This window comes from Pseudomonas sp. 2957 (assembly GCF_031456345.1).
Lineage (GTDB): Bacteria > Pseudomonadota > Gammaproteobacteria > Pseudomonadales > Pseudomonadaceae > Aquipseudomonas > Aquipseudomonas siliginis.
Window position 1 is genome coordinate 198,038 of record NZ_JAVDUL010000002.1, and the last position, 13,173, is coordinate 211,210.

The window sequence follows — 13,173 nt, forward strand, 5'->3', positions numbered from 1 at the left end:
TGGGGCGATGATACATAGATGTTGGCCATAATCAAAACCGTTGACAGTTTAGATTTGGATCATCATCCTAAAGACCCGCAATCAGTCTTCAACTGACAAAGAGCCCACACCATGACTATTCGCCCTACTGTTCTGATCACTGGCGCCTCCACCGGCATCGGCGCCGTCTACGCCGCACGTTTCGCCCAACGCGGGCACGATCTGGTGCTGGTCGCCCGTGACCAGTCGCGCCTGGACACCCTTGCTGCCGGTTTGCGCGCTGAACACAACGTCAATGTCGAAGTGCTGCAAGCCGATCTGACCCGACTCAGCGATCTGCAAACGGTCGAGGCGCGTCTGCGTGACGACGCGCGCATCGGTATCCTCGTCAACAATGCCGGCGCCGCGCAGTCCGGCACCTTCATCGAGCAGAGCACCGACAGCGTGGCGCAACTGGTCGCGCTGAACACCACGGCGCTGGTGCGTCTGGCCAGTGCTATCGCCCCGCGTCTGGCCAAGGCCGGCGACGGCGCAATCATCAACATCGGCTCGGTGGTGGGCCTGGCGCCCGAGTTCGGCATGTCGGTCTATGGCGCGACCAAGGCGTTCGTACTGTTCCTCTCCCAGGGCCTGAGCCTGGAACTGTCGCCACAAGGCGTGTACGTGCAAGCCGTGCTGCCTGCCGCCACCCGCACGGAAATCTGGGACCGCGCCGGTATCGACATCAACACCCTCACCGACATCATGGAAGTCGGCGACATGGTCGACGCCGCGCTGGTCGGTTTCGACCGTCGCGAAGTCGTGACCATCCCGCCGCTGCACGAAGGCGAGCGCTGGGATGCCCTGCAAGCCGCGCGGCAAGGCCTGTTGGGGCAGATCCGCCAGTCGGCGGTGGCGCAACGTTATCTGACTCAGGCCTGACCTCACCCAGACCCGCCGCTATGCCGGCGGGTTTCTACCGACAAGAGCATCCGCAATGAAGGCATTTTTCATCGAGCGCTACGGCAAGCAGAACGGCCGGATTGGCGACCTGCCCGAACCGCTGGTTGGCGCTCACGACGTGCTGATCGAAGTGCGCGCGAGTAGCGTTAACCCGCTGGATCTGAAGATTCGCAGCGGCGAATTCAAGATGATCCTGCCCTATCAAATGCCTTTGATATTGGGCAACGATGTCGCCGGTGTGGTGCTCAGCACCGGTGCGGCGGTCAAGCGTTTCAAGCCGGGCGATGAGGTTTATGCGCGTGCGCCTGAAAACAGGATTGGCACGTTTGCCGAACGCATCGCTGTCAACGAACAAGCGGTCGCGTTGAAACCCGCCAATCTCGCCATGACCGAGGCGGCTTGCATGCCGCTGGTGGCGTTGACGGCGTGGCAGGCCCTGGTCGAAGTCGCCAACGTGCAAAAAGGCCAGAAGGTGCTGATTCATGCCGGCTCCGGTGGCGTTGGCACGGTCGCCATTCAACTGGCCAAACACCTCGGCGCTTTCGTTGCGACTACGACCAGCACGGCGAATGTCGCGTGGGTCAAGGCGCTGGGCGCTGATGTGGTGATCGATTACAAGCAACAGGATTTCGCTATTGAGCTGCGCGACTACGACGTGGTGCTCAACAGCCTCGGCGGCGATGTGCTGGAGAAATCGTTGAAGGTGTTGAAACCGGGCGGGCAACTGATTTCCCTGTCAGGGCCGCCGACTGCGCAGTTCGCTCAGGAGCAGGGTTTGTCGTGGCTGCTCGGGGTGCTGATGCGCCTGCTCAGCAGTGGTATTCGGCGCAAGGCGCGCAAGCGTGGGGTGGGTTATTCGTTTCTGTTCATGCGTGCCGATGGCGTCCAGTTGCAGAAAATCACTGCGTTGATTGAGGCAGGAGTGATCAAACCGGTGGTTGATCGTACTTTTCCGTTCGATCAGATAGCTGACGCCTTGCACTACGTAGAAAAAGGCCGGGCAAAGGGCAAGGTTGCCATCGCGGCCAACCTCAAAAGCCCCTCACCCTAGCCCTCTCCCAGAGGGAGAGGGAACTGACCGAGCTGAATGCGCGAGTAACGCCGACCTGAAATACCGAGGCGAACACAGGTCTCAAAAAGCCCACAAATCGGCTCCCTCTCCCAGAGGGAGAGAGGACTGACCGAGCTGAATGCGCGAGTAACGCCGACCTGAAATACCGAGGCGAACACAGGTCTCAAAAAGCCCACGAATCGGCTCCCTCTGCCAGAGGGAGAGAGGACTGACCGAGTTGAATGCGCGAGTTACACCGATCTGAGATACCGAGGCGAACACAGGTCTCAAAAAGCCCACAAATCAGCTCCCTCTCCCAGAGGGAGAGAGGACTGACCGAGTTGAATGCGCGAGTTACACCGACCTGAGATACCGAGGCGAACACAGGTCTCAAAAAGCCCACAAATCAGCTCCCTCTCCTCGGGGAGAGGGCTGGGGTGAGGGGTGAATCCAGCGCGGTGTCCAAGCATGTGCATTGCAATACCACGCTCAATCCGCCCCTCATGCTGAAACCTCGAGAAACCCCTCTCAACTTGCGTTTTGCTAATCCTGCACCACGCTTGATTCACAGAAGTGCACGGTTTCATGGCAAAACTGCGGTTAACTGAATGGTTAGTTACCGCTATAATCCCGCGCTTCATTCAAACGGGACTTTCAATGTGAACCACAGTCAACGCGTCTCAGGCGTTTCAACGTTCATTCTGGTCGGCCTTGGCGTGATCATCGCCCTGCTCGGTCTGGCGCTCGCGGTCGGCGGTGTGAAGCTGGTCAGCCTGGGCGGTTCCTGGTACTTCCTGGTCGGCGGTCTGGCGATGACCGTTTCCGGCGTACTGATCGCACTGAAGAAAACTGCAGGCGCCTGGCTGTTCGCCGCATTTCTCGTGGCCACCGCGATCTGGGCCGTGGCTGACGCCGGGCTGGTGTTCTGGCCGGTGTTCTCGCGGCTGTTCATGTTCAGCGCGATCGGCATGGTCGTCGCTCTGGTCTACCCGCTGCTGGCGCGCGCCAATGGCCGCGTGGCCGGTCGTGGCGCGTATGCCGTGGCCGCTGTGCTCGCGGTCGGTGTCGCGGTTGCGGCGGGCAACATGTTTGTCGCTCACCCGACGGTTGCCGCCACTGGCACTGGCCCGGGCCTGACTCCGGTCGAGCCGGCCAAGGCGCAGAAAGACTGGGCGCACTACGGCAACACCGAAGGTGGCAGCCGCTTCGCCGCGCTCGACCAGATCAACCGCAACAACGTCGACAAGTTGAAAGTCGCGTGGACCTACCACACCGGGGACGTCGCCGAGAGCGATGGCAACGGCGCCGAAGACCAGCTCACCCCGCTGCAGGTCGGCAACAAAGTATTCATCTGCACCCCGCACAACAACCTGATCGCCCTCGATGCCGACACCGGTAAAGAGCTTTGGAAGAACGCGATCAACGCGCAATCGAAAGTCTGGCAGCGCTGCCGTGGCATGGCCTATTTCGACGCCACCGCGACCATCGCTCAGCCGAGCAACTCTTCGATCATCGAAGCCAAACCGGCGCCGGCTGCCAACTGCCAGCGTCGTCTGCTGACCAATACCATCGATGCTCGCCTGATCGCGGTCGACGCTGACACTGGCGAGTTCTGCCAGGGTTTCGGCAACAACGGCCAAGTCGATCTGAAGGCCGGTCTGGGTGATGTTCCGGACAGCTACTATCAGTTGTCGTCCGCGCCATTGATGGCTGGCACCACCGTAGTGGTTGGCGGTCGTGTTGCCGACAACGTGCAGAGCGACATGCCGGGCGGTGTGATTCGCGGTTTTGACGTGATCACCGGCGCCATGCGCTGGGCGTTCGACCCGGGCAACCCGCAGGACCGCAACGCACCGGCCGACGGCAGCACCTATGTGCGCAGCACGCCGAACAGCTGGGCGCCGATGTCCTACGACGCGGCGACCAACACCGTATTCCTGCCGATGGGCAGCTCGTCCACCGACATCTATGGCGTCGAGCGCAGCGAACTGGACCACAAGTACGGCGCCTCGATCCTCGCGCTGGACGCCAGCACCGGTGAAGAACGCTGGGTGTTCCAGACCGTGCACAACGATCTGTGGGACTTCGACCTGCCGATGCAGCCGAGCCTGATCGATTTCGACAAGGACGGCCAAAGCGTTCCGGCGCTGGTCATCGGCACCAAGGCCGGGCAGATCTATGTGCTCGACCGCGCCACTGGCAAGCCGCTGACCGAGGTCAAGGAAGTACCGGTGAAAGCCGCGAACATCCCTAACGAGCCGTACTCGCCGACCCAGCCGAAATCCGTGGGCATGCCGCAGATCGGCGCGCAGCACCTGACCGAATCGGACATGTGGGGCGCCACGCCGTACGACCAGTTGCTCTGCCGTATCGACTTCAAGAGCATGCGCTACGACGGTCTGTACACCGCGCCGGGTACCGACAAATCGCTGAGCTTCCCGGGTTCGCTGGGTGGCATGAACTGGGGCAGCATCTCCACTGACCCGGTGCACGGTTTCATCTTCGTCAACGACATGCGCCTGGGTCTGTGGATCCAGATGATCCCGTCGCAGAACAAAGGCCAGGCCGCTGGCGGTGGCGAAGCGCTGAACACCGGCATGGGCGCTGTTCCGCTCAAAGGCACGCCGTACGCGGTGAACAAGAACCGCTTCCTGTCGGTGGCCGGCATTCCGTGCCAGGCGCCGCCGTTCGGCACCTTGACCGCGATCGACATGAAGACCCGGAAAATCGCATGGCAGGTTCCGGTCGGCACCGTTGAAGACACCGGTCCCCTGGGCATTCGCATGCACTTGCCGATCAAGATCGGTCTGCCAACCCTCGGCGGCACCCTGTCGACCCAGGGCGGCCTGATCTTCATTGCCGGCACCCAGGACTTCTACCTGCGCGCCTTCAACAGCGGCAACGGCGAAGAAGTCTGGAAAGCCCGTCTGCCAGTCGGCAGCCAGGGCGGCCCGATGACGTACGTTTCGCCGAAGACCGGCAAGCAGTACATCGTCGTCACCGCTGGCGGCGCACGCCAGTCGACCGATCGTGGCGATTACGTGATGGCTTACGCCCTGCCGTAACTCGCTGCCGCACAACCAACCTCCTCCAAGCGCGCGGTGCCCCAAAGCACCGCGTCGCCGTTTTATTGCGTTAAAGATTTCAGCAGGAAGGATTCACATGTCATCGGCTGTTCGCTTTTCTCGTACCAAGCTTTCCACTGGCCTGTTGCTGGGTCTGAGCTGCACCACTGCCCTACCCGCGCTGGCCGCCAGCGACTCCGATCTGCTGACCCGCAGCACCCTCACCGGTGACTGGGGCGGCTTGCGTCATCAACTCGATGAAGACGGCATCAAGTTCACTGGCGATTACAGCGGCGAAACCGCCTATAACGCCGACGGCGGCCTGCACCGTTCGGCGCGCTACTCGCAGAATATCAAGCTCGGCGTGCAGTTTGATCTGAGCAAACTCTACGGCGTCGACAACGCCGGCAAAGTGCAACTGACCATCAACGACCGGCGCGGCAACAGCGCGTCGGAAGATCTGGTCGGCAACCGGCTGCCGATTCAGGAAAACTACGGCGGTCTGTACACGCGCCTGACTGAACTGAGTTACGAGCGCAGCCTGTTCACCCCGGCGCTGAATGTGAAGCTCGGTTACATGGCGATGGGCAATGACCTCGGCGGCCTCGACAGCGGTATTTTGTGCAACTTCATGAACGCCGGTTTCTGCGGTCACCCGCTGAACATGTCCGGCGGCAGCGGCTGGACCAACTACCCCAACGCGCGTCTGGGCGTGCGGGTCAAATACGACCTGTCGCCGTCCTGGCAACTGCGTGTGGCGGCGTTCAACGTCGACCCCGAGAGCAACGGCAATTCCAGCCGCGCCTGGCATCTGGGGCCGAAGCACACCACCGGCACCGTCGTGCCGATCGAGTTGGTGTACAAGCACGCCGGCGAGCTACCGGGTGAATACAAGCTCGGCTATTACTACGACAGCTCTGACGTCAAACGCATTGGCAGCGACGATGAAGTCTCCGGTCGCGGTGGGCATTATCTGCTGATCGATCAGGCGGTTTGGCGCTCGTCGACTTCCGAGGGCCGCAGCCTGCATGCCTTCGGTCAATACTCGGCGGCCAGCGAAGCGGCCTCGCCGTTCAGCAAGTGGTACGGCACCGGCGTGGTTTTGTACAAACCGTTCGAAGGCCGCCCGCGAGACACCGTGGCCCTGGGCTATGGCCGCGCCGTGCCGAACCCGCGCAGCCGCGATTTGCAACAGGATGCCGCGCTGGCCAATGGTGCTGCGTTTCCGAATCTCGATAGCGCCGAGCAGTTGATCGAGTTGGGCTACGGCTACCAGGCCACCCCATGGCTGACGCTGCGCCCGAACCTGCAATACATCATCGAACCGGGCGCGTTTTCCGGGCAGGACATCGACAATGCGCTGGTGGTGGGCTTGCAGGTGAAGGCTGCGCTATAAGTCCCTGCAAAACACAAAACCACTGTGGGAGCGAGCCTGCTCGCGAAAGCGCTGGGTCAGGCGACTGCGATATTGAATGTAGCGCCGCCTTCGCGAGCAGGCTCGCTCCCACAGGGGATTTGTGTTGGATCAGGGAATTATGATTCGCCGCGCAATATTGTAGGAGTGAGCCTGCACGCGATGGCATGGGCTCAGGCAACAACTATCTTGAATGCTCCAACCAAGCCCTTCAGAGCACCGACCACCCGCCCCACCTGTCGAAATTAATTCCAGCCCATCGGTGAATTATTTCGTGTCCGCATGTATCTGAGCCAGAAGAGCCGGCGCCATCATGGAGATGGCATCGCAGCGGTAATCTGGATCAGCGAGCGGGAACAGCGCAATGAAATCACGCAAGAACACCGTCAAACCGATCGGTTTGAAAGACATCACCATTGTCGATGACGCCAAGATGCGCAAGGCGATTACCGCCGCCGCACTGGGCAACGCCATGGAGTGGTTCGACTTTGGCGTCTACGGCTTTGTCGCCTATGTGCTCGGCAAGGTCTTCTTCCCCGGCGCCGATCCCGGCGTGCAAATGATCGCCGCGCTGGCGACCTTCTCCGTGCCCTTCCTCATCCGTCCGCTTGGCGGTTTGTTCTTCGGTGCGCTGGGCGACAAATACGGACGGCAGAAAGTCCTCGCCGCGACCATCGTCATCATGTCCCTGAGCACCTTCGCCATCGGCCTGATTCCGTCCTATGCCTCGATCGGCATCTGGGCGCCGATCCTGCTGTTGCTGGCGAAAATGGCCCAAGGCTTCTCGGTCGGTGGTGAATACACCGGCGCCTCGATCTTCGTTGCTGAATACGCGCCGGACCGCAAACGCGGCTTCCTCGGCAGCTGGCTGGATTTCGGCTCGATCGCCGGTTTCGTTTTCGGCGCCGGCGTGGTGGTGCTGATTTCAACCATCCTCGGTGAACAGCGCTTCGAAGAATGGGGCTGGCGGATTCCGTTCTTCCTCGCCCTGCCGCTGGGCATGATCGGCCTGTATCTGCGCCACGCCCTGGAAGAAACCCCGGCGTTCCAGCAACACGTGGAAAAACTCGAACAAGGTGATCGCGAAGGCCTCGCCGGTGGCCCGAAAGTGTCGTTCAAGGAGGTCGCGACCAAACACTGGCGCAGCCTGATGACCTGCATCGGTGTGGTGGCGGCGACCAACGTCACCTATTACATGCTGCTCACATACATGCCGAGTTACCTGACGCACAACCTGCACTACAGCGAAAACCACGGCGTGCTGATCATCATCGCGATCATGGTCGGCATGCTCTTTGTGCAGCCGCTGATCGGTTTCATCAGCGACAAGATCGGCCGCAAACCCTTCATCGTCGTCGGCAGCATTGGCCTGTTCATCTTCGCCATTCCGGCGTTCATGCTGATCAACAGCGGCAGCATCGCCCTGATCTTCTCCGGCCTGCTGATCCTCGCGGTGCTGCTCAACTTCTTCATCGGCGTGATGGCCTCGACCCTGCCGGCGATGTTCCCCACGCACATCCGCTACAGCGCGCTGGCCAGTGCCTTCAACGTCTCGGTGCTGATCGCTGGTCTGACCCCGACTGCCGTGGCCTGGCTGGTGGAAAGCACCAACGATCTGTACATGCCTGCGTATTACCTGATGGTCATCGCCGTGGTCGGTCTGGTCACTGGCGTGACCATGAAGGAAACCGCCAACAAACCCCTGCGCGGCGCGGCCCCGGCGGCTTCCGACCTCGAAGAGGCCAAGGAACTGTTGCAGGAACACCACGACAACATCGAGCAGAAAATCGAAGACATCGATGCCGAGATCGCCGAGTTGGAGGCCAAGCGCAAAGTGCTGGTCCAGCAGCATCCGCGCATCAATGAATGATCCGCTGGACGCAGAAAAAATCGGCGGGGCCGTCACCCCGCCGATTACTCGAAGCGCGGCTTGGTGTTAAATAGGCGCCAGTCTTGACCTTGTCGCTTAAAGCCGTGCAACGAGAACCGCTATGAATACCCCTGCCCCAAACAACCACGCTCAACAGGTGACCCAATGATCGAAGTCACCGAAGTCTCCATCGCCCAACTGCGCGCCGCCCTCGAATCCGGCCAGACCACTGCCGTGGAGCTGGTGCAGGCCTATCTGGCACGCATTGATGCCTACGATGGCGCCGACACTTCGACGGCACTCAACGCCGTCGTCGTGCGCAACCCTGAAGCGCTGAACGAAGCCCGCGCCTCCGACGCCCGCCGCGCCAAAGGTGAAACCCTCGGCCCGCTCGATGGCATCCCCTACACCGCCAAAGACAGTTATCTGGTCAAGGGCCTGACCGCCGCTTCCGGCAGTCCGGCATTTGCCGATCTGGTCGCCCATCGCGACGCCTTCACCATCGAACGCCTGCGCGCTGCCGGGGCGATCTGCCTGGGCAAGACCAACATGCCGCCGATGGCCAATGGCGGCATGCAACGCGGCGTCTATGGCCGCGCCGAAAGCCCGTACAACGCCGCTTACCTCACCGCCCCGTTCGCCTCCGGCTCGTCCAACGGTGCCGGCACCGCCACCGCTGCGAGTTTCGCTGCGTTCGGCCTGGCTGAGGAAACCTGGTCGAGCGGCCGTGGCCCTGCGTCGAACAACGGCCTGTGCGCCTACACCCCGTCGCGCGGGGTGATTTCGGTGCGCGGCAACTGGCCGTTGACCCCGACCATGGACGTCGTCGTGCCGTTCGCGCGGACCATGGCCGACCTGCTCGAAGTGCTCGACGTGGTCGTCGCCGAAGACCCGGACACCCGTGGCGACCTCTGGCGCTTGCAACCGTGGGTGCCGATCCCGCGCGTCAGCGAAGTGCGCCCGGCTGCGTACAGTGAACTGGCCGCCGATGCCAAAGCCCTGGCCGGCAAACGCTTCGCCATCCCGCGCATGTACATCAACGCCGACCCCGACGCCGGCACCAGCGAAGCCCCCGGGATTGGCGGCCCGACCGGCCAGCGCATCAACACCCGCGCGTCCGTGATTGATTTGTGGAAGCAGGCGCGCCAAGCCCTCGAGGCCGCTGGCGCCGAAGTCGTCGAAACCGACTTTCCGCTGGTCTCCAACTGCGAAGGCGACCGCCCTGGCGCGCCAACCGTGTTCACCCGTGGGCTGGTGTCGAAAGAGTTTCTACATCATGAACTGTGGGATCTGACCGCGTGGGCGTTCGACGACTTCCTGCAAGCAAACGGCGACCCGAAGCTTAATCGTCTGGTTGACGTCGACGGGCCGAAGATCTTCCCGCACGACCCGGGCACCCTGCCCAACCGCGAAGGTGATCTGGCCGCCGGCATGGACGAATACGTGCGCATGGCCGAACGCGGCATCACGCCGTGGAATGAAATCCCAACCGTGCCTGATGGCTTGCGCGGTCTGGAGCAGACCCGACGCATCGACCTTGAAGACTGGATGGACAACCTCGGCCTCGACGCCGTGCTGTTCCCGACCGTCGCTGACGTCGGCCCGGCCGACGCGGATGTCAATCCTGCTTCGGCCGACATCGCCTGGAGCAACGGCGTCTGGGTGGCCAACGGCAACCTCGCGATCCGCCACCTCGGCGTTCCGACCGTCACCGTGCCCATGGGCGTGATGGCCGACATCGGCATGCCCGTCGGCCTGACCTTCGCCGGCCGCGCTTATGACGACTCGAACCTGCTGCGCTTCGCCGCCGCTTTCGAATCCACCGGCAGCAAACGCCAGATCCCACCGCGCACACCGCCGCTGGCTTAATGCACTGTGTCAGCTCCCACAAACCCTGTGGGAGCTGGCTTGCCAGCGATGGCGGCCTGACGGCCGCCAAAGTTCTAATTGACTACCCCCGACTCAAACTGTGGGAGCGAGCCTGCTCGCGAAAGCGCTGTGTCAGTCAGCATTTTCGTTAACTGACACTCCGCATTCGCGAGCAGGCTCGCTCCCACAGGTTTTGTGGTGAAAGCTGCCAACTCAGCACATCAACCCAATCCTCTTTGTTCCCAATCTTCGATCATCAGCGCCATTCGAATCACCACCGGCCCTGACCATGATCAACCGCGCGCCCTCCCGCCTCACCCTGCTTGCCATGCTCTGCGGTCTGACCGGCACCGCCCATGCCAGCGGATTTTTCGACGATGCCAAAAGCGATGTCCTGCTGCGCAACTTCTACCTCAGCAACGACTACCGCTCGCCCATGCCCTCCGGAAAAAACTACAAACAGGAGTGGGCACAGGGCTTTATCGGCAACTTCTCATCCGGTTTCACCGAGGGCACAGTCGGTTTCGGCATCGACGCCCACGCTTTCGCCGGCCTGAAACTCGACGGCGGCAAGGGCCACTCCGGTACTGGTCTGCTGCCCGTCGACAGCGATGGTCGCAGTGAACACGACTATTCCAGCGCTGGCGGTGCGTTCAAGCTCAAGGTCTCGCGCACCACTTTGGCCTTCGGCGAAATGACCGTGGAAACCCCGGTCTTCGACACTTCCGACAAACGCCTGCAACCGGAATACGCCACAGGCTTTTTGCTCAACAGCGCCGAGCTCGACAACGTCAATCTGGTCGCCGGGCATTTCACCGCGTTCAAGAATCAGGACAGCTCTTCTGGCCAAGGCGATTTCTACGGTTACGGCGCCAACACCGAAGCGGGTGGCATCAGCTTCGTCGGTGCCGATCTGTTCAGCTCAAGCCCGATCGGCGGCGCACTCTACGCCTCAGAACTGAGCGACACCTGGCACCAGTATTACGGCAACCTGCATTTTAAACAGTCCGGCGTGCTGCTCGACGCCAACCTCTACCACACCCGCGACACCGGCCGCGCAGTGGCCGGCGAGATCGATAACACCGCCCTTAGCCTCTCCGGCAAATACAGCTTCGGCCCGCATGCGGTGATGCTCGGCTGGCAGCGGATCAATGGCGACACGCCGTTCGATTTCGTCGGCGGCGACTCGATCTACCTCGCCAACTCGATCAAATACGCCGACTTCAACGGCGCCAACGAACGCTCCTGGCAAGCCCGCTACGACCTCGACCTCGGCGCTTTCGGCATCCCCGGCCTGAACTTCATGACCCGCTACGTCAGCGGCAGCCACATCGACGGTACGCACGCGCCCAAGGGCGGCGCCTACAACCCGTTCGACGCCGACAGCGGCGACTATCAACCGCAACAAGGCAGCGGCGGCAAACACTGGGAACGCGATATCGACCTGAAGTATGTCGTGCAATCCGGCGCCGCGAAGGATCTGTCGGTGCAGCTGTCGCACGTCACCCACCGCGCCAACGAGGCGCAGGCTGGTGATGATATTGACCGGATTTACGTGGTCGTTCAGTACCCGTTGGGTTTTTGAGGTAACACGATCAACCCGCCCACAGGTTCCTGCGTCGGCCACAAACCATGAGTTTGCTCCTTGAGATCAAAATCAAATGATTTCAGCGTACCGCAGCGCCTACAGCGGCTAGCCAAGTGCCATCACCTCGTTTATTCTGCGCCCCCGCATAAAAAGCCAAGCCAGGAAGGCATTGATTGACCTTCCTGTTTGTAGTCAATCAACGCAAGCAGATTCAGGGATGTACATGTTTCAGCTATTCAAACTCGGAGCGGCCGTCGTGCTCGCCGCGACGCTCAGCGGCTGCATTACCGAAAGCGCTTCCTGGGTCAGCGAACCCTTGCAACCCAAGGCAAGCGAGCCAGTCAGTTATCTCGTTGGCTCAATCGGGCCGCAATCACTCAAGCAATCAGCCGCTGACAACCAGCGAATCTTTTTCCGCAAACGCGGTTCCGAATACGGTGCGGCCGGCGTCTGGAAAATGGCCGGCGCTTACTCCACGCCGCAGGATGTTCAGGACGGTGTCGGCGCAGCGAGCGTATTCGTGCTTCCCCTGAAGCCGGGCGATTACGAGTTCTATGATTTCCAGTTCTTTTCCGCACGTTATCAACCTGGGCTAGGCACTGTTTTCACCTCGAGAGAGGCGCGGGAGAAATTCAACCTGCCGATGCGCCTGGAACCCGGCAAGGCCTATTACATCGGCGAGTTCCGCTCGTTCTGCCTGACAGCCGGTTTCTGCGCGTTCCGCTGGAGTGATCAGAACGCCCGCGATGCGCTGATTGCGCAACGTCTGGCGCCAGGATTGCCAACGCTGCAACCGCTGAAACTCGACCTGAACAGTGCTCAGCCCTACATCTTCACCGGCCCCATCCCGGGTATTGCCGTGGACGCCAAACCATGAAAAAAATCATCGCCCTCACCGCCGCCGCTCTGTTGACCGGTTGCGCGGCGACCAACACCTTGCCCGAGCGCACGCTTACGGACGCTCAGGATTATCTGCAGCCGATTCACGTGATGGTCGATGACCCGGAAAACGGCTCCAGCCTGCGCAACCACCTGCGTCAGACCGGTGTGTTCCGCACCATCGAAACCGGCAGCGGTAAAGCTGACGAGTACAACGTGCAGGTCAAACTCAATGTGGAACGTCACCTGCCGCCGTTTCCGGTGATTCTGCTGAGCACCGCGACGTTGTTCTTGCTGCCGCTGTCGAACGAATTCGATACGCAAACCGAATTCACCGTGTACCAGGGTGACAAGCGACTGAAGCAATACACCTATCGCAACATCACTCAAAAATACGTCTGGCTATTGGATCAGGGCGGCGAGATGCGCGAACAGAACCTCGGCCGCATCGCCCGCGCCTTCGCGCAGGATGTGCAGCAGGACCGGCTGATCCCGGCAGTCGCGCAATGAGCCGCG

Annotated in this window: 9 protein-coding genes; all 9 read left to right on the forward strand. The window is 61.4% G+C overall.

Annotated features, from left to right (window positions below):
* The first annotated feature begins 111 nt into the window (after positions 1-111).
* The 9 genes from J2Y39_RS06575 (at position 112) to J2Y39_RS06620 (ending at position 13,167) form a co-directional block, all read left to right on the forward strand.
* On the forward strand, positions 112-900 hold the full coding sequence (locus J2Y39_RS06575) for an SDR family oxidoreductase (RefSeq protein WP_310216112.1): 789 nt from the start codon (positions 112-114) through the stop codon (positions 898-900).
* 55 nt (positions 901-955) lie between these two features.
* Entirely contained in the window at positions 956-1,972 is a 1,017-nt protein-coding gene (locus J2Y39_RS06580) for an NADP-dependent oxidoreductase (RefSeq protein ID WP_310216114.1), read from the forward strand.
* Positions 1,973-2,631: 659 nt separating this feature from the next.
* On the forward strand, positions 2,632-5,037 hold the full coding sequence (locus J2Y39_RS06585) for a glucose/quinate/shikimate family membrane-bound PQQ-dependent dehydrogenase (protein WP_310216117.1): 2,406 nt from the start codon (positions 2,632-2,634) through the stop codon (positions 5,035-5,037).
* Positions 5,038-5,134: 97 nt separating this feature from the next.
* On the forward strand, positions 5,135-6,433 hold the full coding sequence (locus tag J2Y39_RS06590) for a carbohydrate porin (RefSeq protein ID WP_310216119.1): 1,299 nt from the start codon (positions 5,135-5,137) through the stop codon (positions 6,431-6,433).
* A gap of 382 nt (positions 6,434-6,815) precedes the next feature.
* Positions 6,816-8,321, forward strand: a complete 1,506-nt coding sequence (proP, locus tag J2Y39_RS06595; RefSeq protein ID WP_041480305.1) for a glycine betaine/L-proline transporter ProP — start codon at positions 6,816-6,818, stop codon at positions 8,319-8,321.
* A gap of 165 nt (positions 8,322-8,486) precedes the next feature.
* Positions 8,487-10,190: an amidase gene (locus tag J2Y39_RS06600; RefSeq protein WP_252882072.1), complete on the forward strand. Its 1,704-nt coding sequence runs from the start codon at positions 8,487-8,489 to the stop codon at positions 10,188-10,190.
* 289 nt (positions 10,191-10,479) lie between these two features.
* Positions 10,480-11,775 carry an OprD family porin gene (locus J2Y39_RS06610; protein WP_310216123.1) on the forward strand — a complete coding sequence of 432 codons (1,296 nt, stop codon included), beginning with the start codon at positions 10,480-10,482 and terminating at the stop codon, positions 11,773-11,775.
* 226 nt (positions 11,776-12,001) lie between these two features.
* Complete coding sequence (locus J2Y39_RS06615) at positions 12,002-12,655, forward strand: hypothetical protein (protein ID WP_056786867.1); 654 nt, start codon at positions 12,002-12,004, stop codon at positions 12,653-12,655.
* Positions 12,652-13,167, forward strand: a complete 516-nt coding sequence (locus J2Y39_RS06620; protein WP_024013038.1) for a hypothetical protein — start codon at positions 12,652-12,654, stop codon at positions 13,165-13,167. The genes J2Y39_RS06615 and J2Y39_RS06620 overlap by 4 nt, the downstream gene beginning before the upstream one ends.
* The last annotated feature ends 6 nt before the right edge of the window (positions 13,168-13,173 follow it).